This window comes from Allocatelliglobosispora scoriae (assembly GCF_014204945.1).
GTDB lineage: Bacteria > Actinomycetota > Actinomycetes > Mycobacteriales > Micromonosporaceae > Allocatelliglobosispora > Allocatelliglobosispora scoriae.
This window is the reverse complement of sequence record NZ_JACHMN010000002.1, coordinates 1,675,687-1,699,693: the sequence shown is the minus strand read 5'-3', so window position 1 is coordinate 1,699,693 and position 24,007 is coordinate 1,675,687. Positions and strand designations below refer to the sequence as shown.

At 70.4% G+C, this 24,007-nt stretch carries 21 protein-coding genes; 20 read left to right on the top strand and 1 reads right to left on the bottom strand.

The genetic code is table 11. The features are described 5' to 3' along the window. The first annotated feature begins 311 nt into the window (after window positions 1-311). The 10 genes from F4553_RS13305 to F4553_RS13260 all read left to right on the top strand — a co-directional run bounded on the left by F4553_RS13305 (window position 312) and on the right by F4553_RS13260 (window position 9,145). On the top strand, window positions 312-737 hold the full coding sequence (locus tag F4553_RS13305) for an HIT family protein (protein ID WP_184835884.1): 426 nt from the start codon (window positions 312-314) through the stop codon (window positions 735-737). Continuing rightward, on the top strand, window positions 725-1,066 hold the full coding sequence (gene hisI, locus F4553_RS13300; protein ID WP_184835882.1) for a phosphoribosyl-AMP cyclohydrolase: 342 nt from the start codon (window positions 725-727) through the stop codon (window positions 1,064-1,066). The genes F4553_RS13305 and hisI overlap by 13 nt, the downstream gene beginning before the upstream one ends. A gap of 14 nt (window positions 1,067-1,080) precedes the next feature. Continuing rightward, a complete protein-coding gene (locus F4553_RS13295) occupies window positions 1,081-2,607 on the top strand; it encodes an anthranilate synthase component I (RefSeq protein WP_184835880.1) in 1,527 nt (508 codons plus the stop codon). Further along, window positions 2,604-3,014 (top strand): Trp biosynthesis-associated membrane protein, encoded by a 411-nt coding sequence (locus F4553_RS13290; RefSeq protein ID WP_184835877.1) that lies wholly within the window; start codon window positions 2,604-2,606, stop codon window positions 3,012-3,014. The genes F4553_RS13295 and F4553_RS13290 overlap by 4 nt, the downstream gene beginning before the upstream one ends. A 174-nt stretch (window positions 3,015-3,188) precedes the next feature. Beyond that, complete coding sequence (gene trpC, locus F4553_RS13285) at window positions 3,189-4,085, top strand: indole-3-glycerol phosphate synthase TrpC (protein ID WP_184835875.1); 897 nt, start codon at window positions 3,189-3,191, stop codon at window positions 4,083-4,085. Window positions 4,086-4,105: 20 nt separating this feature from the next. Then, window positions 4,106-5,320, top strand: coding sequence for a tryptophan synthase subunit beta (trpB, locus tag F4553_RS13280; protein WP_184835874.1), 1,215 nt, complete (start codon window positions 4,106-4,108; stop codon window positions 5,318-5,320). Continuing rightward, the gene (trpA, locus tag F4553_RS13275) at window positions 5,317-6,120 is read left to right on the top strand and encodes a tryptophan synthase subunit alpha (protein WP_184835872.1); all 804 of its coding nucleotides are present in this window, start codon (window positions 5,317-5,319) and stop codon (window positions 6,118-6,120) included. The genes trpB and trpA overlap by 4 nt, the downstream gene beginning before the upstream one ends. Then, window positions 6,117-6,785 carry a phosphotransferase gene (locus F4553_RS42410; RefSeq protein WP_184835870.1) on the top strand — a complete coding sequence of 223 codons (669 nt, stop codon included), beginning with the start codon at window positions 6,117-6,119 and terminating at the stop codon, window positions 6,783-6,785. The genes trpA and F4553_RS42410 overlap by 4 nt, the downstream gene beginning before the upstream one ends. 106 nt (window positions 6,786-6,891) lie before the next feature. Next, the gene (lgt, locus tag F4553_RS13265; protein WP_312875194.1) at window positions 6,892-7,938 is read left to right on the top strand and encodes a prolipoprotein diacylglyceryl transferase; all 1,047 of its coding nucleotides are present in this window, start codon (window positions 6,892-6,894) and stop codon (window positions 7,936-7,938) included. Window positions 7,939-7,942: 4 nt separating this feature from the next. Next, window positions 7,943-9,145: an FAD-dependent oxidoreductase gene (locus tag F4553_RS13260; protein WP_184835868.1), complete on the top strand. Its 1,203-nt coding sequence runs from the start codon at window positions 7,943-7,945 to the stop codon at window positions 9,143-9,145. A 206-nt stretch (window positions 9,146-9,351) separates the two neighbouring features. Here the strand turns inward: F4553_RS13260 and F4553_RS13255 are convergent, their stop codons facing one another. Then, complete coding sequence (locus F4553_RS13255) at window positions 9,352-10,077, bottom strand: mechanosensitive ion channel family protein (RefSeq protein ID WP_184835866.1); 726 nt, start codon at window positions 10,075-10,077, stop codon at window positions 9,352-9,354. 197 nt (window positions 10,078-10,274) lie between these two features. On the opposite strand from F4553_RS13255, the gene gltB reads away from it, so the two are divergent. The 10 genes from gltB (at window position 10,275) to F4553_RS13205 (ending at window position 23,964) form a co-directional block, all read left to right on the top strand. Further along, the gene (gene gltB / locus F4553_RS13250) at window positions 10,275-14,843 is read left to right on the top strand and encodes a glutamate synthase large subunit (protein ID WP_184835864.1); all 4,569 of its coding nucleotides are present in this window, start codon (window positions 10,275-10,277) and stop codon (window positions 14,841-14,843) included. Then, the gene (locus F4553_RS13245) at window positions 14,836-16,311 is read left to right on the top strand and encodes a glutamate synthase subunit beta (protein WP_184835862.1); all 1,476 of its coding nucleotides are present in this window, start codon (window positions 14,836-14,838) and stop codon (window positions 16,309-16,311) included. The genes gltB and F4553_RS13245 overlap by 8 nt, the downstream gene beginning before the upstream one ends. Window positions 16,312-16,373: 62 nt before the next feature. Then, the gene (locus tag F4553_RS13240; RefSeq protein ID WP_184840698.1) at window positions 16,374-16,820 is read left to right on the top strand and encodes a GNAT family N-acetyltransferase; all 447 of its coding nucleotides are present in this window, start codon (window positions 16,374-16,376) and stop codon (window positions 16,818-16,820) included. 224 nt (window positions 16,821-17,044) lie between these two features. Beyond that, window positions 17,045-18,232, top strand: a complete 1,188-nt coding sequence (locus tag F4553_RS13235) for a CapA family protein (RefSeq protein ID WP_246466313.1) — start codon at window positions 17,045-17,047, stop codon at window positions 18,230-18,232. A 101-nt stretch (window positions 18,233-18,333) separates the two neighbouring features. Next, window positions 18,334-19,758: a pyruvate kinase gene (gene pyk / locus F4553_RS13230; protein ID WP_184835860.1), complete on the top strand. Its 1,425-nt coding sequence runs from the start codon at window positions 18,334-18,336 to the stop codon at window positions 19,756-19,758. 13 nt (window positions 19,759-19,771) lie between these two features. After that, window positions 19,772-20,647, top strand: a complete 876-nt coding sequence (locus F4553_RS13225; protein WP_184840694.1) for an acyl-CoA thioesterase — start codon at window positions 19,772-19,774, stop codon at window positions 20,645-20,647. 91 nt (window positions 20,648-20,738) lie between these two features. After that, window positions 20,739-21,170, top strand: a complete 432-nt coding sequence (locus F4553_RS13220; RefSeq protein ID WP_184835858.1) for an RrF2 family transcriptional regulator — start codon at window positions 20,739-20,741, stop codon at window positions 21,168-21,170. Between the two features lie 124 nt (window positions 21,171-21,294). Further along, a complete protein-coding gene (locus tag F4553_RS13215; protein WP_184835856.1) occupies window positions 21,295-22,338 on the top strand; it encodes an ABC transporter substrate-binding protein in 1,044 nt (347 codons plus the stop codon). Continuing rightward, a complete protein-coding gene (locus F4553_RS13210) occupies window positions 22,335-23,111 on the top strand; it encodes an ABC transporter ATP-binding protein (protein ID WP_184835854.1) in 777 nt (258 codons plus the stop codon). Before F4553_RS13215 ends, F4553_RS13210 begins: the two co-directional genes overlap by 4 nt. Continuing rightward, complete coding sequence (locus tag F4553_RS13205) at window positions 23,101-23,964, top strand: ABC transporter permease (RefSeq protein WP_184835851.1); 864 nt, start codon at window positions 23,101-23,103, stop codon at window positions 23,962-23,964. Before F4553_RS13210 ends, F4553_RS13205 begins: the two co-directional genes overlap by 11 nt. Window positions 23,965-24,007: the final 43 nt, after the last annotated feature.

Sequence of the window (24,007 nt, the reverse complement as noted above, 5' to 3'; positions counted from 1 at the left end):
CGATCAAGCGGGCTGGTCGCCGCGAGCGACGCACGCCAACAGCATGCTTGCTGGGTGCTTGCTAGGCGCTGTCGCGGGCGCTTGATCGCGTTGTTTCCGGGAAACAATCCCCTGCGAGGGCGCGCGACCGCCCTGTTTCCGGGAAACAACGCGATCAAGCCGCTCCGCGCCGACGAGAGCGGGACCGGAATGCCCCGCCCACAGGCCACTCACCTAGCACCCTAGGAAGCTGAAGGGGGCGTGACCGGACAACCGGCGAGCCAGTCCGGCGTGCCGGTGACGAGCGCCGACCGGGGATAGGCTCGATCACCGTGACCGAGTGCCTGTTCTGTGCCGTGATCGCCGGGAGTACGCCGGCCATCGTCGTCCACGCCGATGACGTCGCCGTGGCGTTCCTGGATACGCGGCCGGTGTTCAAGGGGCACGTGCTCGTCGTGCCGAGGCAGCACGTGATCACCCTCACCGACCTGCCGGCAGATCGGCTAGGCCCGTTCTTCACCCGGGTCCAGGCGATCGCCGGTGCGGTCGAGCAGGGTCTCGACGCGGGCGGCACCTTCGTGGCGATGAACAACAGGATCAGCCAGAGTGTTGCTCACCTGCACGTACACGTGGTGCCCCGGCGCAAGGGCGACGGGCTGCGGGGGTTCTTCTGGCCGCGCACCACCTACGCGGACAGCGCGGAGGCCGCCGACTACGCCGACCGCATCCGAGGGAGAATCGGGTCATGGTTGAGCTAGATCCCACGATCGCCGAGAAGCTGAAGCGGGACGAGCACGGTCTCGTCGCGGCCATCGTCCGGCAGCACGACACCGGTGAGGTGCTGATGCTGGCGTGGATGGACGACGAGGCGCTGGCGCGGACACTGAGCACGGGCAGGGCGACCTACTGGTCGCGCAGCCGTGGCGAATACTGGGTCAAGGGCGAGACGTCGGGGCACGCCCAGCACGTGAAGTCCGTCGCGCTGGACTGCGACGGCGACGCCCTGCTGGTCAGCGTGGACCAGGTCGGCGCCGCCTGCCACACCGGCGAGCGGACCTGCTTCAACGACCACCTACCTCTGACCTGAGACAAGGGACACCCATGACCAGCGGCGCCGTCACCCCTGATCTTGCCGAATTCACCCGCCGCGCCCGGGGCCGCCGCGTGGTTCCCATCGCCCGGCGGGTGCTCGCCGACGGGGAGACCCCGGTCGGCGTCTACCGCAAGCTCGGCGGGGGGCCCGGCACGTTCCTCCTGGAGTCGGCGGAGCCGGCGGCGGGTGCTGCGTGGTCGCGGTACAGCTTCATCGGCGTACGCTCGCTGGCGACTTTGACCGAGCGCGACGGCCGTGCGGTGTGGCTCGGCGCGCCCCCCGCGGACCTGCCCACCGACGGCGATCCGATCGAGGTGCTGCGGGCGACGCTGAAGGCGCTCAGCCACGGCCACATCGACGACGACCTGCCGCCGCTCACCGGCGGCCTCGTCGGCTACCTCGGCTATGACATCGTGCGGCGGCTGGAGCGGCTGCCGGTGCTCGCCGAGGACGACCTGCACCTGCCGGAGCTGGGCCTGATGCTCGCGACCGACCTGGTGGTGCTCGACCACTTCGCGGGCGCGGCGATCCTCATCGCCAACGCGATCCTGCCGGTGGAGCACGACGACACCGAGTCGGCCGCCGCCTATCACCACGCGATCGGCCGGCTCGACGCGATGACGACCTCGCTGTCGCGCCCGACGCCGCCGCTCGTCTCGACGGTCGACCGCATCGGTGCGCCGGAGCTGCACAGCCGCACCGCGGCGGGGGAGTACGGCAAGGCGGTCGAGGCCGCCAAGGAGGCGATCCGGGCCGGCGACTGCTTCCAGATCGTGGTGTCGCAGCGGTTCGAGACGCCGTGCGAGGCCGACGCGCTCGACGTCTACCGGGTGCTGCGCACGACGAACCCGAGCCCCTACATGTACCTGCTGCGCTACGACGACTTCGACGTGGTCGGCTCGTCGCCGGAGGCGCACATCAAGGTCACGATCGAGGGCGACACCCGGCGGGCCCTGCTGCACCCGATCGCGGGCACCCGGCCCCGGGGCGCGGATCCCGAGGCGGACGCGATCTTCGCCGCCGAGCTGATCACCGACCCGAAGGAGCGCTCCGAGCACGTCATGCTCGTCGACCTGGGCCGCAACGACCTGGGCCGGGTGAGCGTACCGGGCACGGTGGAGGTGCCGGAGTTCGCGGCGATCGAGCGTTACAGCCACGTCATGCACATCGTCTCGACCGTCACCGGCGAGCTGCGCCCCGAGCACACGGCCTTCGACGCGCTCGCCGCGACGTTCCCGGCCGGCACGCTCTCGGGCGCGCCCAAGGTACGGGCGATGGAGATCATCGAGGAGCTCGAACCGACCCGCCGCGGCCTCTACGGCGGCACGGTCGGCTATCTGGGGTTCGGTGGCGATCTCGACATGGCGATCGCGATCCGGACCGCGCTGCTCCGGCACGGCAAGGCATATGTGCAGGCAGGGGCGGGGATCGTCGCCGACTCGGATCCGGTCGCGGAGGAGCAGGAGACGCGCAACAAGGCGATGGCGGTGCTCTCGGCGATCGCCGCCGCGCAAACCCTGCGCGCCGCCCGATGAAGGGTCGCGCGATCGTCGTCGGCCTCGCCGGTGCCGGGCTCGCGGCGCTCGTCGCCGATTCCGGCTGGTCGAGGGCACTCGCCCTGGTCGCGCTCGCCGGTTCGCTGGCGCTGCTGGCCCTGTCCGGCACGGCGCGCCGCGCGCTGGGCGGCCTCCTCGCGGCCATCGGCCTCGCGCTGGTCGCCATCGGGGTGTACGCCGCCAGTGCCGACGCCGCCCCGAAAATGCTCCTGGTGTCGCTCGGTGGAACCGCTGTCGCCTACTCGGGCTGGCTGGTGATCCGCCACAGCCCCGCCTGGACCGGCATGTCCTCGACTTACGATCGCCCCACCCCCACGGCGGACCCCGAGACCTCCAAGGACATCTGGGACGCCCTGGACCGGGGCGAGGACCCCACCACCCGCTGACCGCCAAGATCGCCGCAACTCTTCAAGAGTTGGTCCTACAACCCCGTTAGGACCAACTCTTGAAGAGTTGCGGCGATCTTGGCGGGAGGGGTGCGCATTATGCACTAGGCCAATGGGTGGGCGCTCTCATACCCCGGGGGATGTATGTCGGACGACTCGACCTAGCATCTGGCCATGACGACACCCGGAGAGGGGCTGATCAGCGCGGAGGCCGATGAACCGACCTCTCCGCCGAAGGCCGGAGGCGTTGACGCAGTGCAGGGAAGCGTACTCGACGAGATCATCGCGGGCGTCCGTGAAGATGTCGAAGCACGTCAGCAACTGGTCTCCCTGGAGGAGATCAAGCGGATCGCCGCAGCGGCACCGGCAGCACTCGATGCCTATGCCGCACTTCGCAAGGCCGGGGTCGGCGTGATCGCCGAGGTCAAGCGCTCGTCCCCCTCCAAGGGAGCGCTCGCGGACATCCCCGACCCGTCCGAGCTCGCCGCCCAGTACGCCGATGGCGGTGCCCGATGCGTCAGCGTGCTGACCGAGGGCCGCTGGTTCGGCGGATCCCTGGACGACCTAGCCGCCGTCCGTGCCGCCATCAACATCCCGGTGCTGCGCAAGGACTTCATCGTCTCGACCTACCAGGTGCACGAGGCTCGGGCCTATGGTGCCGATCTCGTCCTGCTGATCGTGGCGGCGCTGGACCAGAAGGTGCTCGTCGGCCTGCTGGAGCGGATCGAGTCGCTCGGCATGACCGCGCTCGTCGAGGTGCACACCGAGGAGGAGGCGGACCGGGCTCTCGAGGCCGGTGCCCGCGTCATCGGAGTCAATGCGCGCGACCTGCGTACCCTTGAGGTGGATCGATCCGTCTTCGAGCGCATCGCGCCCGGATTGCCCAACCACGTTGTCAAGATCGCGGAGTCGGGCGTGCGGGGACCGCTCGACCTGATCCGTTACGCGTCCGCCGGCGCCGATGCGGTGCTGGTGGGTGAGGGTCTGGTGACCCAGAAGAGCCCGCGGGAGGCGGTGGCCGAGCTGGTCAACGCCGGCAACCACCCCGCGACCCCGCGTCCGGCCCGCTAACTCTTTACCAGGGAGGCGTCGTGTCACAGCCCGATGACAAGGGTCACTTCGGCAAATATGGCGGTCGATTCGTTCCGGAGGCGCTGATCGCGGCGCTGGACGAGCTCGACGCCGCCTATCGCAAGGCACAGACCGACGACGACTTCCAGGCCGAGTTCGGCCGGCTGCTGCGGGACTACGCGGGTACGCCGTCGATGCTCTACGACGCCACGAGGCTCTCCGCCGAAGCGGGCGCCCGCATCCTGCTCAAGCGCGAGGACCTCAACCACACGGGCGCGCACAAGGTGCGCAACGTGCTCGGCCAGGCCCTGCTGACGAAGCGGATGGGCAAGACCCGCCTGATCGCCGAGACCGGGGCCGGTCAGCACGGCGTCGCCACCGCCACCGCCGCCGCGCTGCTCGACCTCGAGTGCGTGATCTACATGGGCGAGGTGGACACGCAGCGCCAGTCGCTCAACGTGGCCCGGATGAAGATGCTCGGCGCGACGGTGATCCCGGTGACGATCGGCTCGCGGACGTTGAAGGACGCGATCAACGAGTCGCTCCGCGACTGGGTGACCACAGTGGACAAGACGCACTACCTGCTCGGCACGGCCGCCGGGCCGCACCCGTTCCCGGTCATGGTGCGCGACTTCGTCGCGGGCATCGGCACCGAGGCGCGGGCGCAGGTGCTGGAGCTGACCGGCGAGCTGCCCGACGCGGTCTGCGCCTGCATCGGCGGCGGTTCCAACGCGATCGGCGCCTTCCATGCCTTCGTGCCCGACACGGGCGTGCGCCTCTACGGCTTCGAGGCGGGCGGTGACGGCATCGAGACCGGTCGCCACGCGTCGAGCATCACGGGCGGCGACACGGGTGTGCTGCACGGCGCCCGCACCTACCTGCTGCAGGACGAGGACGGCCAGACGATCGACTCGCACTCGATCTCGGCCGGTCTGGACTACCCGGGCGTCGGCCCCGAGCACGCCTGGCTGCACGACACCGGCCGGGCGGTCTACGAGCCGGTCACCGACGCCGAGGCGATGGCCGCGTTCCAGCTGCTCTGCCGCACCGAGGGGATCATCCCGGCGATCGAGAGCTCGCACGCCATCGCGGGTGCGCTGCGGATCGTGCCCGCCCTGACCGCGGAGCTCGGCCGCCCGCCGGTCATCATCGTCAACCTCTCCGGCCGGGGCGACAAGGACATGCACACCGCCGGGGAGTACTTCGGCCTGTTCAAGGCGGAGGACGCCCGATGAATGTCGCTGTCGCCTACGAGAAGGCAGCCGCCGACGGCCGGGCCGCCCTGGTCGGCTACCTGCCCGCCGGGTTCCCGACGGTCGCCGGTGCCGTCGACGCGATCAACGCCATGATCGACTCAGGCGTGGACATCGTCGAGATCGGCATGCCCTACTCCGACCCGGTCATGGACGGCCTCGTCATCCAGCGCGCGTGCCAGGTCGCGCTCGAGGCCGGCGTACGCACCCGCGACATCATCAGCACCGTCGACCAGGTCACCGGGCAGGGCGTACCCATTCTGGTCATGACCTACTGGAACCCCGTCGAGCGATACGGTGTCGACGCCTTCGCCCGGGACCTCGCCGGTGCCGGTGGCGCGGGCCTGATCACGCCGGACCTCATCCCCGACGAGGCCGACGAGTGGCTCGCCGCCTCCGACGTGCACGGGCTCGACCGGATCTTCCTCGTCTCGCCCTCGTCGACCGACGAGCGCCTCGCGATGACCGTGCGGCACTGCCGCGGCTTCGTCTACGCCACGGCCGTCATGGGCGTCACGGGTGCGCGGGACGCGACCTCCAGCCTGGCCCAGCCGCTGGTCGCGCGGGCCAAGGCCGTTCCGGGTGCGCCGCCGGTCAGTGTCGGCCTGGGGGTACGCAACGGGAAGCAGGCCGCCGAGGTCGGCGCCTTCGCCGACGGGGTGATCGTGGGCAGCGCTCTCGTCAGCGCCCTGCTCGACGCGTCGACCCCCGAGGAGGGGCTCGCCGGGATCCGCTCGCTCACCACCGAGCTGCGGGCCGGTGTGGCCGCCGCCATCCGGTGATCGACCCGCTCATCGATCTGCCCCGGGACCTGCTGGAACGCTACGCCGACTGGTCCTTCGACGAGGCGTACCACCACACCCCGGGCCGGCCGACCTATCGGCTGGACGGGGTGGCGGAGACCCGCTTCGTCAAGGTGCTCCCCGCGTCGCTGGAGCGCGTGCTCATCGACGAGGTGATGCGGCTGCGCTGGGCGGCCGAGTGGCTGTCGGTGCCGGAGCTCGTCGAGCACGGCACCGACGGCGAGCTCTCCTGGCTGATGACGCGGGCGTTGCCGGGGGTGGACGCGTCGGTTCACCCGTGGTGCAAGGGCGACCCCGAGCGGCTCGCCACGGTGCTGGGCGCGGCGCTGCGGGGGTTGCACGACGGCGTACCGGTGCGGGAGTGCCCCTTCGCCCTGCCGGAGGCCGACGACGGCGACCAGGTGGTCCTGCACGGGGATTTCTGCCTGCCCAACGTGCTGCTCACCGGTGAGGTCGTGACCGGCTTCATCGACGTGGGCCGGCTCGGCATCGGCGATCGCTGGTGGGACCTCGCGGTGGGCTCGGCGAGCATCACCCGCAACTGCGGTCCGGGCCACGAGGAGGCATTCTTCGCCGGCTATGGCCTGAGCCCCGATCGGGAGCGCGTCCAGCGCTACCGGGAGGCCTACGACGCGCTGCCCTAGGCCGGTCGGCGCTCGATCCGCTCGATGATGTCGAAACGGGACGAGCGCCGGTCGGACAATCACCCGCCTCTTCACTTTTCCGCAAAGCCGGGTAGCGTCTACGCCCGTGAACCTCGCCTCTATCCCGAGCCCCACGACGGCCGTCTGGCACCTCGGCCCGGTGCCGATCCGGGCCTACGCGCTCTGCATCATCGCCGGCATCATCGCAGCGTGCTTCATCACCGATCGCCGCATGCGCGCCCGGGGCGTGCAGCCGTGGGTGATTCTCGACGTCGCGGTCTACGCGGTTCCCTTCGGCATCATCGGTGCGCGGATCTATCACGTGATCTCCTCGCCGCAGGGCTATTTCGGTGAGGGCGGCGAGCCGATCAAGGCGCTCTACATCTGGGAGGGCGGCCTCGGCATCTGGGGCGCGGTCGCGGGCGGCGCGCTCGGCGCCTGGCTCGCCTGCCGGCAGCTCCGCCTGCCGTTCGCGCTCGTCGCCGACACCCTCGCCGTCGGCCTGCCGGTCGCGCAGGGCATCGGCCGGCTCGGCAACTGGTTCAACAACGAGCTGCACGGCGGCCACACCGATCTGCCGTGGGGCCTCGAGGTGCACCAGATGGGCCCCAACGGCCAGGCCGAGGTGGGCCCCGCACCCGACAACGCGCCGCAGCTCCTCGAGGGCGGCCCGTTCCACCCGACCTTCCTCTACGAGCTCATCTGGGACCTCGGCATCGCCGGGGTGGTCCTCTGGGCCGACCGGAAGTACAAGTTCGGCAAGGGCCGCGCGTTCGCGCTCTACGTCATGCTCTACACGCTCGGCCGGGGCGTCATCGAGTCCATCCGTACCGATGAGGCCACGGTGATCGGCCCCTGGCGCATCAACGTGTGGGTCTCGATCATCGTCTTCCTGGCCGCGCTCATCTACTTCGTGCGGGTCAAGGGCCCCCGGGAGTACGTCGCCCCGCTCGCCGAGGGCCGCGGCTACCAGGTCCTCACCGAGGAGGAGTTCACCGCCTACCGCGAGACCGGTGTGGTCCCGGAGATCCCCGTCGTCGAGGAGCTCGAGTCCGACGCCGACGAAGAGTCCGACGACGCCTCTCCGAGCGGCGGCGATTCGCCGGGCGACGACGACGCCCCGGCGAAGTCGAAGGCCGCGGAGAAGGGCTGAGCTGGTGGGTCAAGCGGTGGTGGTCGGTGCCGGCGTCGGCGGGCTCGCCGCCGCCGGAGCGCTGGCCCGGGCCGGGTGGCGTGTCACGCTGATCGAGCAGGCGGATCGGCTGCGTACCGACCCGGCCGCGCTGCTCATCTGGCCCAACGGACTGCGGGCGCTGCGATCGCTCGGGCTCGGTGACGGGCTCGCCGCGATCGGCACGCCCGTTCCGCCCGGCGGTCTGCGCCGGGCGGACGGGTCCTGGCTGGTCCAGCCCGGCGTCGCGGCGGCGGATCGGCAGATCCCGGTGGTGGTGCACCACGAGGACCTGCACGATGTGCTCATCGCGAAGCTCACCGACCGGGTCGAGATCCGCACCGGCATCACGGTGAAGTCCGGCCGGGGCGACAACCACGACCGGCCCAGCGTCACCGACGGCCGGACCACCTGGGACGCGGACCTCATCGTCGCGGCCGACGGCACGTCGAGCACGCTGCGCCGCATCGTCGCCCCCGAGGCCGGTGTGGCGAGCAGCGGGTACGCGGCCTGGCGGGCCGTGATCCCCTGGTACCGGGCTCCGCAGCTCGGCGGCGACGTCGTCTTCGGCGGCGAGACGATGGGCAGCGGTTACCGGTTCTTCGCCGCGTCCCTGGGCGACCGGGGCTCGGCCGGCGGTTCCACCCGGGGCGGCATCTACTGGCAGGCGACGGTGGCGGGCGCGGCCCGGCCGGAGTCGGCGGCGACCCAGCTCAACCTGCTGCGCCGGTGGTTCGAGCGCTGGCCGTCGCCGGTGAGCGAGCTGCTCGCGGCGACCGAGGCCGGCGATGTCGTGCAGCACGACGTCCGGGAGGTGACGCCGAGCCCGCTGCGGGTCGGCGTGCCGTCCGGGACCGGCGGGATCGTGCTGCTCGGCGATGCCGCGCACGGTATGGCCCATCACCTGACCCAGGGCGCGTGCCTCGCCTTCGAGGACGCCGCGATCCTGGCGTCGCTGACGAAGGAGACGCTGCCGGGGCAGGGTTTGCGGGCGAGCGTCAGCGCCTACTCGGCGGCCCGGGCGTCCCGGGGCGCCGAGGTGGCCCGCCAGAGCAAGCGGGTCGGTGCGCTGCTCGCCGACCGGGGCCGGGTCGCGACCCGGGCTCGCGACGCCGCTTTCGGCCTCCTGCAGCCCCGTGTGCTCGACAAGGCCCGCGCGAGCGCCGCCAACTGGTTCCCCCCGAAGTAGCCGGATCGTCGCAACGACATGGTGGGTGCCGCCCGGCCGGGCGGCACCCACCATGTCGTTGCGTGACGCTTTGCTCTGCTTACACGGACGCATCACCCGACAAGCTCTGCTTACACGGACGCATCACCCGACAAGTCCGGACTTTCCCGGTGATGCGTCCGTGTAAGCAGAGCAAAGCGCGGTGGCGCCGTGGTGCCTCACTCCCGTCAGGAGGCGGCTGGCGGCTCCTTCGGCAGGACGATCGTGTCGGGGGACTGGCCGGTCTTGAGGTGGGTGCTGACCTTGGCGTACTCGGTCTCGGCGGAGTTGAGGATCCGCTCCCAGCGGTGCCGCATCGGCAGGATCAAGCCACCGCCGACACCGACGATGAGGATGCCGCCGACGGTGGCGAGTGCCGTGATGAGGATCGGCATGGTGACCGTGGTGCCGATGCCGACCTGGTTGAGCGCGGCGATGACACCGAGCGCGATGATCAGCACCTGGGCGGCCCGGGCCAGCCCCTTGCCGTAGGAGAACTGCGCCAGCGAGTTGCGGATGATGTCGAAGACGGCGTTGGCGATCGCGACCGCGACGACCACGATCACGCAGGCGACGATGAGGCGGGGCAGCCACGCGATGATCGTGTTGATCAGGGAGGTGACCGGGTTGGGTCCGAAGACCGCGAACGCCACGAGCAGCGTGAAGAGCAGCACTATGTACCGCACGAGCCGCCCGACGAGCGCACTCGGCGTGTAGTTCCCGGTCCACCGGCGCAGCCCGGTGCGCTCCGCGAGCCGGTCGAAGCCCACGCGGGTCAGGAGCTTGGTGACGAGGCTGTCCAGCGCCCGGGCCACGAGCCAGCCGACGAAGACGATGGCGAGGAACACCAATACCTTGAGAAGGACGTTGGCGATGCCATTCAGCGTGTTACCAAAGGTGTCCGAGAAATCCATATCACGAGGATAAAGACGGTAAAGGCTTTTTAAGCGATAAATCGCCCAAATAGCACATCTCAGCAGGTGGACGGTGTGATCTATCTGTGTCTGGCGCTATGTCCAGGGGGTTAACGTAGACTCACTTGCACGGCGACCCCTAAAGTTGTCGTTCCCGAGAGCCTCAGGTTCTCGCCCCCAGGGCCGACGTCGTCCCGATGTTCATTCGAGAACGACGACAGGAGGCCGGCGTGGTGTCCGCGTACCCTCACCCCCAGGGGCTGTACGACCCGTCGCAGGAGCGTGACGCATGCGGCGTCGCCTTCGTCGCCGACCTCCACGGCCGTCGCAGCCATGATGTGGTGGCCAAGGGGCTCTCCGCACTCCGGCGCCTCGACCACCGGGGCGCGCGCGGTGCCGAGCAGGAGACCGGTGACGGCGCCGGCATCCTGCTGCAGATCCCGGACGCGTTCTACCGCGAGGTCGTCGACTTCCCGCTGCCCGCCCCCGGTGCCTACGCGACGGGCCTGGTCTTCCTGCCCGGCAACGGCGCGGACGAGGCCCGGGCGATCACCGTGCTGGAGAAGTACGCCCTGGTCGAGGGCGCTGAGATCCTCGGCTGGCGAGACGTTCCGGTGCACCCGCGCGGCCTGGGCGCCACGGCCGAGCGGGCCCGTCCGCGCATCCGACAGGTGTTCATCGCCGCCCACCATCTGGGATCTGCCGAGCCGCTGAGCGGGCTGGAGCTGGAGCGCGTCGCCTTCTGCGTGCGCAAGCAAGCCGAGCGGGAGACCCGCGAGCGCGGCGTCCCGGCCTATTTCCCGTCGCTCTCGGCGCGGACCATCGTCTACAAGGGCATGCTCACGCCTGACCAGCTCGCCACCTTCTTCGCCGACCTGTCCGACCGGCGCGTGGTGAGCGCGATGGCGCTGGTCCACTCGCGCTTCTCGACGAACACGTTCCCGAGCTGGCCGCTGGCCCACCCCTACCGCTACATCGCGCACAACGGCGAGATCAACACCATCCGGGGCAACAAGAACTGGATGCAGGCCCGCGAGGCCCTCCTCGCCAGCCCGCTGATCCCCGGCAACCTGCGCCGCCTCTTCCCGGTCTGCTCGCCCGACGCGAGCGACTCGGCCAACTTCGACGAGGTGCTGGAGCTGCTCCACCTCGCGGGCCGGTCGCTGCCGCACGCCGTGCTGATGATGATTCCCGAGGCGTGGGAGAACGACCCGGCGATGGACCCCGCACGGCGGGCGTTCTACCAGTTCCACTCCAGCCTGATCGAGCCGTGGGACGGCCCGGCGAGCGTGGCGTTCTGCGACGGCACCCTCATCGGCGCGGTGCTCGACCGCAACGGGCTACGGCCGGGGCGCTGGTGGCGTACCGACGACGATCTTGTGATCTTGGGTTCTGAGGCCGGTGTGCTGGACCTCGACCCGGCGACCGTGGTGGCGAAGGGCCGGCTGCAGCCGGGCCGGATGTTCCTGGTCGACACCGAGGCCGGCCGGATCATCCTGGACGACGAGATCAAGAGCGAGCTCGCCGCGGCAGCGCCCTACGCGGACTGGCTGCACGCCGGGCTGATGCACCTGGAGCAGCTGCCCGAGCGTGAGCACGTCGTCTACACGCACGAGTCGGTGCAGCGGCGCCAGCAGACCTTCGGCTACACCGAGGAGGAACTCAAGATCCTCATCGGTCCGATGGCCCGCTCCGGTGCCGAACCGCTCGGCTCGATGGGCACCGACACGCCGATCTCGCCGCTCTCGACGCGGCCCCGGCTGCTCTACGACTACTTCCACCAGATCTTCGCGCAGGTCACGAACCCGCCGCTCGACGCGATCCGCGAGGAGATGGTGACGAGCCTGTCGCTGACGATCGGGCCCGAGGGCAACCTGCTGGAGCCGAGCGCGGCGAGCTGTCGCCAGATCGTGCTGCCCTACCCGATCATCGACAACGACGAGCTCGCCAAGATCCTGTCGATCGACCACGACGGCGACATGCCCGGCTACCAGGCCGTCCGCGTCTCGGGGCTCTACCCGCTGCGCGACGGTGCCAAGGGGCTCAAGGCGCGGCTCACCGAGATCTGCCGGCACGTCTCCGAGGCGATCGACGACGGCGTGCGCATCCTCGTGCTGTCGGACCGCGACTCCACCGCCGACCTGGCACCGATCCCGTCGCTGCTGCTCACCGCCGCCGTGCACCAGCACCTCGTGCGCGAGCAGACCCGCACCCAGGTCGCGCTGATCATCGAGTCGGGCGACTGCCGCGAGGTGCACCACGCGGCCGTGCTCATCGGCTACGGCGCCGCCGCCGTCAACCCCTACCTCGCCTTCGAGTCCGCCGAGGACCTGATCGCGACGGGCGCGCTGCCCGGGGTGACGCCGGAGAAGGCGATCCGCAACTACGTCAAGGCGCTCGGCAAGGGCGTCCTGAAGATCATGTCGAAGATGGGCATCTCGACGGTCTCGTCCTACTGCGGTGCCCAGGTCTTCGAGGCGGTCGGGCTCGCCCCGGCGCTGATCGAGCGCTACTTCACCAGCACCTCGTCGAAGATCGCGGGCATCGGGCTCGCCGAGATCCACGCCGAGGTCGCCGCGCGGCACTCGGTCGCCTACCCCACCAACCCGGCCGAGCAGGCGCACCGGCGCCTCGATGTCGGCGGCGAATACCAGTGGCGGCGCGAGGGCGAGGTGCACCTCTTCAACCCGGAGACGGTCTTCCTGCTCCAGCACGCCACCCGCTCCGGGCAGTTCAAGGTGTTCCGCGAGTACACCACCAAGGTCAACGAGCTGTCGCGCCAGGCCGGTCACCTGCGCGGCCTCTTCAGCCTCCCCGACGACCTGGAGCCGATCGACATCGACGAGGTCGAGCCGGTCTCGGCGATCGTCAAGCGCTTCTCCACCGGGGCGATGAGCTACGGCTCGATCTCCGCCGAGGCGCACGAGACGCTCGCCATCGCGATGAACTCCCTCGGCGGCAAGTCCAACACCGGCGAGGGCGGCGAGGACGTGGACCGGCTGCACGACCCGGCGCGCCGCTCGGCGGTGAAGCAGATCGCCTCGGGCCGCTTCGGCGTCACGGCCGAATACCTGGTCAACGCCGACGACCTGCAGATCAAGATGGCGCAGGGCGCCAAGCCCGGCGAGGGCGGCCAGCTCCCCGGCAACAAGGTGTGGCCGTGGATCGCGAAGACCCGCCACGCCACCCCCGGCGTCGGGCTCATCTCCCCGCCGCCGCACCACGACATCTACTCCATCGAGGACCTCGCGCAGCTCGTCTTCGACCTCAAGAGCGTCAACCCGACCTCGCGCGTGCACGTCAAGCTCGTCTCCGAGGTCGGCGTCGGCACGGTCGCCGCCGGCGTCGCGAAGCTCAAGGCCGACGTCATCCTGATCTCGGGTCACGACGGCGGCACCGGCGCCAGCCCGCTCAACAGCTTGAAGCACGCGGGTACGCCGTGGGAGCTCGGCCTCGCCGAGACGCAGCAGACGCTGCTCCTCAACGGCCTGCGGGACCGGGTGACCGTGCAGGTCGACGGCCAGCTCAAGACCGGCCGCGATGTCGTCATCGCCGCCCTGCTCGGCGCGGAGGAGTTCGGCTTCGCCACGGCACCGCTGATCGTCTCCGGGTGCGTCATGATGCGCGTCTGCCACCTCGACACCTGCCCGGTCGGCATCGCGACGCAGAACCCGCGGCTGCGCGAGCGCTTCACCGGCCAGCCCGAGTTCGTGGAGAACTTCTTCCTCTTCCTCGCCCAGGAGGTGCGGGAGCTGCTCGCCCAGCTCGGCCTGCGCAGCCTCGACGAGGCGATCGGCCACGTCGAGCTGCTCGACTTCGCGCCGGCCGTCGACCACTGGAAGGCGCACGGACTCGACCTGACGCCGGTGCTGCACGCGCCGGAGCTGCCCGAGGGCGCGTCGCTGCGCAAGACCCGCGACCAGGACCACGAGCTGCACAAGTCGCTCGACAACGAGCTGCTGCGCCTCGCCGCACCGGCGCTGGAGTCGGGTCGGCCGGTGACCGCCACGGTCGCCGTCCGCAACGAGCACCGGTCCGTCGGCGCGATGCTCGGCGGCGAGGTCGCCCGGCGCTACGGCGGCAAGGGCCTGCCCGAGGACACGATCGTGCTGACCCTCGTCGGCACAGCCGGCCAGTCCTTCGGTGCCTGGCTGCCGCACGGCGTCACGATGCGCCTCAACGGCGACGCCAACGACTACGTCGGCAAGGGCCTGTCCGGCGGGCGGCTCATCGTGCGCCCGCACGCCAGCGCCGGTTTCGTCGCCGAGGACCAGGTCATCGCGGGCAACACCGTGCTCTACGGCGCGACCTCCGGCGAGGTCTTCCTGCGCGGCCAGGTCGGCCAGCGCTTCGCGGTCCGCAACTCGGGTGCCGCGGCGGTCGTCGAGGGCGTGGGCGACCACGGCTGCGAATACATGACCGGCGGCACCGTGGTGGTGCTCGGGCCCACCGGGCGCAACTTCGCGGCGGGCATGAGCGGCGGCAAGGCCTACGTCCTGGACCTCAACCCGGAACTCGTCAACCGCGAGCTCGTCGACCTCGACGCCGTCACCGGCGACCTCGCCGAGGAGCTGCGCTGCCTGGTCGAGCGGCACTACGCCGAGACCGAGTCGGCGGTCGCCGAGAAGATCCTGGCCGATTGGGACCCGGCGCGGTTCACCGCCGTGATCCCGCGCGACTACAAGCGAGTGCTGGATGTGATGCGGGCCGCCGAGGCTGCCGGCCGTGACGTCGACGCGGCTGTCATGGAGGTGGCACGTGCCTGACCCGAATGGATTCCTGCGCTATGACCGGCGGCTCCCCGCGCGCCGCCCGGTCCCCGTGCGGATCATGGACTGGCAGGAGGTCTACCCGCCCGCGAGCGACGAGCTCGTGCGCGAGCAGGCCACCCGCTGCATGGACTGCGGCATCCCGTTCTGCCACGACGGGTGCCCGCTCGGCAACCGCATCCCGGACTGGAACGACCTGACGCGTACCGACTCGTGGGGTGCGGCGATCGAGTCGCTGCACGCGACCAACAACTTCCCGGAGTTCACCGGGCGGTTGTGCCCCGCACCGTGCGAGGCGGCCTGCGTGCTCGGCATCGCCGGTGGCGAGCCCGTCACGATCAAGCAGGTCGAGGTCTCGATCATCGACCACGCGTTCGCCGACGGCTCGGTCACCCCGCAGCCCGCGCCGACGCTGTCGGGCCGGTCCGTCGCCGTCGTGGGCTCCGGCCCGGCCGGGCTCGCCGCGGCACAGCAGCTCGCCCGCGCGGGCCACCGGGTCACCGTCTTCGAACGCGACGACGCCGTCGGCGGCCTGCTGCGCTACGGCATCCCCGACTTCAAGCTGGAGAAGCACCACATCGACCGCCGGGTGGAGCAGCTGATCGCCGAGGGCGTCACCTTCCGCACCGGCGTCAACGTGGGCGTCGACATCTCGGCCTTCGAGCTGCGCTCCGCGCACGACGCGGTGCTGCTGGCGACCGGTGCGCTCGCCGGACGCGACACGGCTGACACGCCGGGACGCTCGCTGCGCGGCGTGCACTTCGCGATGGAGCACCTGGTGCAGGCCAACCGTTTCGTCTCCGGGCTCGGCGAGCCGGAGATCACCGCGGCCGGCAAGCACGTGATCATCATCGGCGGCGGTGACACCGGCGCCGACTGCCTGGGCGTCGCGCACCGGCAGAGCGCCGCCTCGATCACCCAGCTCGACCGCTACCCGACCCCGCCGAACGCCCGCGAGGAGGCGCGCGACCCGTGGCCGACCTGGCCGTGGATCCTGCGCAACTACGCCGCGCACGAGGAGGGCGGCGAGCGGGTCTTCGCCGTCGCCGTGCAGTCCTTCGTGGACGACGGGACCGGGCAGGTCAAGGCCATCCAGCTAGCCGATGTCGTGGTCGAGCGCGTCAACGGTCGCGGCGTGGTCAGCGTGGTGCCGGGCACCGAGCGGGAGATCCCGGCCGACCTGGTGCTGCTCGCGATCGGCTTCGACGGCACCGATGCGCTGCCCGCCCTCGCCGACCTCGGCCTCGCACCCACGTCGCGGGGGACCATCGGGGCCGGGCCGGACTGGCAGACCGACGCCGAGGGCGTCTTCGTCGCGGGCGACGCGCACAAGGGTGCCTCGCTCATCGTCTGGGCCATCGCGGAGGGCCGTTCGGCGGCCGCCTCGATCCACGCCTACCTCGGCGGTACCGGTTCGCTTCCGGCTCCCGTGACGCCGGCCAGCAAGCCGCTGGTGGCGGTCTGAGTCTCCGCTTACCCGGTGTAAGCAGAGCGCTCTGCTTACACCGAGTAAGCTCGCCGCTCGTGATGGTGCGGCGGGCGGGCATGGACGACCTGGCGGGTCTCGCGGCCCTGCGCCGCCGCTGGCTGGAGGAGGACGGGCTCCCGCCCGGCACCGATCCCGGCTTCGAGCAGCGCTTCACCGACTGGCTGACGGCCTTCTGGGACACCCGGGTCTTCTTCGTGGCGTCCGTCGGCGATGAGCTGATCGGGATGATGAACCTCGCCCTCTTCGACCGGATGCCCGCGCCCGGCCGCCCGTCGGCCCGCTGGGGCTACCTCGGCAACGCGTTCGTGCCCGCCGAGCACCGCGCCGCCGGAGTCGGCCGCGCGATCCTCGACGAGCTGCTCGCCCACGCCCGCGCCGAGGGCCTGGTCCGGGTGGTCCTGGCCCCCAGCGAGCGCTCGGTGGAGTTCTACCGCCGCGCCGGCTTCGGCCCCGCCGACATGCTGATGGCCCAGGTCCTCCGCTAGCGCGTCGCGCACGCTCAAGGTCGTGCACTTTGTCGGAAACTGGCCGGTCGCGGGCCTGCTGAGAGGCATGTCTTGGGCGCGGCGAGTGGGTGCGCGCCGGGCGAGAGCGGTGATCGTGCACGTTCCGGGAAACTGCCCCTACCCGCGCGCATGATCGTGCTGTTTCCCGGAAGCTGGCCCTACCGACACGGCCCGAGGGGACTGTTCCAGGAAACGACGAGATCATGGCGGCGACGCACGCGCTGCGCGAGGGCGGGGTCCGTCGTTGTAGCGGCGTGAGGGCGATCATGGCGAGAGTGCTGGTGCTGGTCGGGGTCGCGGCGGCGGGCGGGTGCGCGGCCCTGGTCCAGCCGATGCCGGGCGAGTCGCTGCCGCCGGTCAACGAGTTCACCGTCGCGGCGACGGGCGACTTCATCGTGCAACCACAGCTCGCCGCCGCCGCTGCGGCCGACGCCCGCGCAGAAAACCTCGACGGGTACGCCTTCAGCCGCATCATGGGCAGCCTCAGCGACACCGTGCACGCCGCCGACCTGGGGATCTGTCACTGGGAGGTACCCGTCGCCCGGCCGGGGGACCCGATCACCGATTTCCCCACCTTCAACGCACCGCCCGAGCTGATCGCCGCCGCCGTGGACCTCGGCTACGACGCGTGCTCCACCGCCTCCAACCACACCCTCGATTACGGCGAGGAAGGCGTGGCGCGGACCCTGTCGGGGCTGGAGAAGGCGGGCATCCGCCACGCGGGCTCGGCGCGGACGAGGGCCGAGGCGATGATGCCGACGGTGCTCAACGTACGCGGGGTGCGGGTGGGGCACCTGTCGTACACGTTCAGCTTCAACGGGATCGAGCGGCCGGCCGGGAAGCAGTGGATCGCCAACCTCATCGATCCGAAGGCGATCATCGACGAGGCGCGCCGGGCACGGGCGGCGGGTGCCGAAGTGGTGATCGTGAGCCTGCAGTGGGGCACCGAATATCAGCACGAGCCGGATATCGGACAGCTGGGCCTCGCCCGCGAGCTGCTCGCCGCGCCGGAGATCGACCTGATCATCGGCCACCACGTGCACGTCGTGCAGCCGTTCGAGAAGATCGGCGAGAAGTGGGTCGCCTACGGCATCAGCAACGTGATGACCCGCTTCCCGGACGGTTCACCGGAGGATACGCAGGACGCGTTGGTCGCGACGTTCACCTTCACGCGTACCGCCGCGGGCTGGCGCGTGACCCGCGTGCAGGCTCGACCGACGTGGATGGAGTACCAGCCACGCCCCCGGATCGTCGACCTGCCCGACGCGCTCGCCGACCCGACGACCGGCGAGGGGCAGCGGGCCGCCTACCGGCGAGCACATGATCGAATCGTCCGGTGGATCGAGGCCAGGGGCGCGGCCCAGGACGGGTTGGTCATCTCGGGCAACTAACTACGGATTGGGTAAACGCTGGTTAAAGCGCTGGTGTTTGGCCCACTAATGTTTGCCCCGGGGTCAAACTGGTGACGGCGACGGGACTACTCTGTAACACCGTGACTCGCCGCGCAAAGATTGTCTGTACCCTCGGTCCTGCGACATCCAGCCCCGAGCGCCTCAAGGCGCTCATCGATGCTGGCATGAACGTGGCCCGGATGAACTTCAGCCATGGCTCCCACGCCGACCACGAAGCCGTGTTCGAGACCGTGCGTCGCCAGGCCCGCGCAGCTGGGGCCGCCGTGGCGATCCTGGCCGACCTTCAGGGCCCCAAGATCCGACTGGGCAAATTTATCGATGGACCGCACGAGTGGCGCACCGGTGACACGGTGACGATCACGAGCGACGACATCGAGGGCACCGCCGATCGGGTCTCCTGCACCTATTCCAAGCTTCCCGACGAGGTGAAGTCCGGCGACCGGCTGCTCATCGATGACGGCAAGGTCTCCGTCGAGGTCGTCGACGTGACCGGCACGGATATCCGCTGCCTGGTCGTCGAGGGCGGCATGGTCTCCAACAACAAGGGGGTCTCGCTGCCCAACGTCGCGGTGAGCGTGCCCGCGATGTCGGAGAAGGACGCCGAGGACCTGCGCTTCGCGCTGCGCCTCGGTGTCGACTGGGTGGCGCTGTCGTTCGTGCGCGCGCCCGAGGACATCAAGATGGTTCACGCGATCATGGAGGAGGAGGGCGTCCACCGCCCCGTCATCGCCAAGATCGAGAAGCCGGAGGCGGTCGCGCAGCTCGAAGCGATCGTCGACGCCTTCGACGGCATCATGGTCGCCCGCGGTGACCTCGGCGTTGAGATGCCGCTGGACGAAGTGCCGCTGGTGCAGAAGCGCGCCGTGCAGCTCGGCCGGGAGTACGCCAAGCCGGTCATCGTCGCCACCCAGATGCTCGACTCGATGGTCGACAACTCGCGCCCGACCCGCGCCGAGGCGAGCGACGTCGCCAACGCGGTGCTCGACGGCGCCGACGCGGTCATGCTCTCGGCGGAGACGAGTGTCGGCAAGTACCCGGTGCTCACCGTCAGCACGATGGCGAAGATCATCATGACCACGGAGGCCGGCCCGATCGGCGTGCCGAGGCTCCAGCACGACCCGCGTACGCAGGGCGGCGCCCTCACCATCGCCGCCTCGCAGATCGCCCAGGCCGTCGGTGCGAAGGCCCTCGTCGCCTTCACCCAGACCGGCGACACGGTCAAGCGGCTGGCCCGCCTGCACTGCGCGCTCCCGCTGCTCGCCTTCACCCCCGAGGAGTCGGTGCGCAACCAGATGGCGCTCTCGTGGGGTGTGGAGACCTTCCTCGTCCCCTACGTGCACCACACCGACGACATGTTCCGCCAGTGCGACCAGGCCCTGATCGGGCTGGGCCGCGCGCACACGGGCGAGACGGTCGTCGTCGTGGCGGGCAGCCCGCCCGGGACGCCCGGCTCCACGAACACGCTGCGGGTCCACCAGCTCGGCTCGCTGACCGGACACATGTGAAGTGACGGATGACATGGGTCAGAGCGGGCAGACCGCTGTCGATCACCTGGTGGAGCTGCTCGATCTGACGCAGGTCACCCCGCTGGTCTTCATGGGCAAGAGCCCGACGGTCGGCCCGCCCCGGCTCTACGGCGGCCAGGTCGCCGCACAGGCGCTCGCGGCGGCCGGTCGCACGGTCGACCCGGACCGCTTCGTGCACTCGCTGCACGGCTACTTCGTGCGGGCGGGCGACCCCACCGAGCCGATCGAGTATTCGGTGGAGAAGATCCGCGACGGCGGGTCCTTCTCGGTACGCCGGTCGGTGGCGCTGCAGCGGGGCAAGCCGATCTTCTTCATGTCGGCCTCCTTCCACCGGTTGGAGCACGGACTCGACCACCAGGCCCCCGGGCCGATGGACGAGGTCCCGCCGCCGGAGGAGGTCCCGACGCTGATGGAGCGGCTCGTCCCGTACCCGGAGCGTCTTGCGATCTATCAGGTCTTCCCGCGGCCGCTGGACGTGCGTTACGTGGGTGAGCCGGGCTGGGTGCCGGCGGGGGAGCGCCAGGCCGACCCCCAGCAGCGGGTGTGGCTGCGGATCGACGGCACGCTGCCGGACGACCCGCTGCTGCACGCGTGCGCACTGACCTACGCGTCGGATCTGACGCTGCTGGACTCGGTGCTCTCGGTGCACGGCGAGGTCTTCGGGCCGGGCGGGATGATCGGGGCGAGCCTCGACCACGCGCTCTGGTTCCACCGGCCGTTCCGGGCCGATGAGTGGCTGCTCTACGACTGCTGGAGCCCGTCGGCGGCGGGTGCCCGCGGACTGGCGACGGGCCGGCTCCTGACCCGCGACGGCAAGCACGTCGCGACCGCGGTGCAGGAGGGTCTGCTGCGCAAGGTGGGCGGCTGAACACCTCAGGACGTGCCGTTCGGCCACCCCGGATGTGAACTTATCCGGGGTGGGGGTCCGGCTGGTCCGCCTGGGCGCGATAATTCCTCACATGCGCCTTTCCGCCAGGGTCGACTACGCCATCCGCGCCATCATCGAGCTCGCTTCCGCGACGGATGCCCCGCTGACCTCCGAGCGGATAGCTCGGGCGCAGGAGATCCCGCCGAAGTTCCTGGAGAGCATCCTGCTGCAGCTTCGCCGCGGCGGCGTGGTCAACGCCCAGCGCGGCCCGGAGGGCGGCTACTGGCTCGCCCGCCCTGCGGCGGAGATCTCGCTCGCCGACGTCATCGAGGTGATCGACGGCCCGCTGTCGCAGGTTCGCGGGCAGGTGCCGGCCGATCTGGGCTACCAGGGTGCGGCGAAGGCCCTCCAGGAGGTCTGGCTGGCCCTGGAGGCCAACGAGCGGACCATGCTGGAGCAGGTCACCTTCGAGCACCTGGTCACCGGAGAGCTCCCGCTCTCGGTCCAGCAGCTCGTCGCCTGACGGCTGTTGGCAAAAGAACTCTCTAGCGCCGATATCCCAGATCTTGGAACGCTCGTTGCGTTCGAATGACGGCTGCGGCAGTCTCCTACTAATTCGGTAGGGAATCTAGAGAAATGGTGGCCCCATGCGACGTCCCCTCGCAAGGCTGGTGATCTCCGCGCTCGTGCTCGCCGGGATGTCCGGCCTCGCCGCCTGCGGGAGCGAGCAGGAGGGTGATGGCACCGCCGCCGACCCCCTCGCGCTGCGCCTGGGCCACTTCCCCAACCTCACGCACGCGACCCCGGTGATCGGTGTGGAGAAGAAATTTTTCGCCACCGCGCTCGGCGACACGGTCAAGCTGGAGACGAAGCAGTTCAACGCGGGTCCCGAGGCGATCGAGGCGCTCTTCGCCGGTGCGATCGACGCGACCTACATCGGGCCCAACCCGGCGATCAACGCCTATGCCCAGTCGGACGGGCAGGCCGTGCGCATCGTCGCCGGTGCGGCCTCCGGCGGCGTCTCCTTCATCGTCAAGCCGGGCATCACCAAGGACGGCCTCCGCGGCAAGACGATAGCGACCCCGCAGCTCGGCAACACGCAGGACGTGGCCCTGCGCTACTGGCTCAAGCAGCGCGGCCTCACCACCACGAAGGAGGGCGGCGGCGATGTCAGCATCAAGCCGCAGGCCAACTCGGACACGGTGACCGCCTTCGCGGCCGGCAAGATCGACGGCGCCTGGGTGCCGGAGCCCTTCGCCTCCCGGTTGATCGCGGCCGGCGGCGTCAAGCTGCTCGACGAGAGCGAGCTGTGGCCCGACGGACTCTTCGTCATCACCCACCTGCTGGTCAGCAAGAAGTTCCTCGACAAGCACCCGACCGTGGTGAAAAACCTGGTCAAGGGCAGTGTCGCCACGAACGAGTGGATCAACGCCAACCCGGACGAGGCGCAGCGGACCCTCAACGAGGCGCTGGGCCGGATCACCGGCAAGCCGCTCGACGCGAAGCTGACCGCCGCGGCGTGGCCGTCGCTGAAGTTCACCGACGACCCGATCCCGTCGTCCCTGCGCGACGGTGCCGCCCACGCCGTCGACGCGGGTCTGCTCGACCAGGTCGACCTCAAGGACATCTACGACCTCTCCTTCCTCAACCAGGTGCTGGCCGACAAGGGGCAGCCCGGGGTGAAGTCATGACGCTGACCGCCACGGTGACGGCGCCGCCCGCCGTCTCGCTCTCCGGCGTACGCAAGATCTACAGCGGGGGCGACTCCGGTGCGGTCGCCGCGCTGGAGGGCGTCTCCCTCGACGTCGCGCCGGGGGAGTTCGTCTGCCTCGTCGGCGCCTCCGGCTGCGGCAAGAGCACGCTGCTCAACCTCATCGCCGGGCTGGACCGGGCGACCAGCGGCGCCATCACGATCGACGGTGGCATCAACCCGGCGCTGATGTTCCAGGAGCCGGCGCTCTTCCCGTGGCTCAACGTGCTCGACAATGTGGCGCTGCCGCTGCGCCTGCGCGGCATCGGCAAGCGGGAGCGCCGGGAGCGGGCTCACGAGCTGCTCGCCGCGGTGCGCCTCGCCGATTTCGCGGGCAAGCGCCCGCACGAGCTCTCCGGCGGCATGCGCCAGCGGGTGGCACTCGCCCGCACGCTCGCCCTGGACACTCCCGTGCTGCTGATGGACGAGCCCTTCGGCGCGCTCGACGCGATGACCCGCGACCTGCTCCACGACGAGCTGGAGCGGATCTGGATCGAGCGGCAGCTCACGGTGATCTTCGTGACGCACAACGTACGGGAGGCGGCCCGGCTCGGTGACCGCATCGTCCTGCTCTCCAGTCGGCCCGGGCGCGTCGTCTCGGATCAGCGGGTGGAGATCCCGCGCCCGCGCACCATCGACTCCCCGGCGGTCTCCGGACTCGCCGCCGACGTGACCGCGCGCCTGCGCGAGGAGGTCCGCCGTCATGGCAACTGAGCTGCGCACCCGCGACACGACCCTGACCGGGCTCGACGCACTGGAGCTGGCGGGCCGGTCCGGTCGGCGCAGTCTCGGCCACCGGACGTGGGCCGCGACGTGGCCGAAGCTCGTCGCATTGGCGATCTTCATCGGCTTCTGGCAGATCGTGGTCGAGTCGGGCTGGCGGGACCCGTGGATCCTGCCCGGCCCGGCGGTGGTCGGCGAGGAGCTGTGGCGCCAGCTGCAGACCGCCAACCTGTGGGAGGGCGTCTTCAACACGATGAACCGGGCACTGCTCGGCTTCGGCATCTCGGTGCTGGGCGGGTCGCTGCTCGGCTTCGCCGTGGCCCGGGTGAAGGTGCTGCGAGCGGGCATCGGCTCGATGATCACCGCGCTGCAGACCCTGCCGTCGGTCGCCTGGTTCCCCTTCGCGATCCTGATCTTCGGCCTCAACGAGAGCGCGATCTTCTTCGTGGTCGTGATGGGCGCGGCGCCGTCGATCGCGAACGGCGTGATCTCGGGCATCGACTACGTGCCGCCGATCTGGCTGCGGGCTGGCAAGAACATCGGCGCCCGCGGGCTCTCGCTCTACCGCTTCGTGGTGACGCCCGCCGCGCTGCCGGCCTTCATCGCCGGGCTCAAGCAGGGCTGGGCGTTCTCCTGGCGCAGCCTGATGGCGGGTGAGCTGCTCTCGATCATCCCGGGCATGCCCGCGCTCGGCGTGCAGATGACCGCCTACCGCGACCTCAGCAACGCCAAGGGGCTGCTCGCGACCCTCGTCGTCATCTTCTTCATCGGCATCCTGGTCGACGCGATCTTCGGGGTGATCGAGCGCAGCGTCCGCCGCCGCCGAGGTCTCGCCGAGGCGTAACCGCCAACTGCCCCAGAGCGGTGTCAATGGGCATATAACGTGT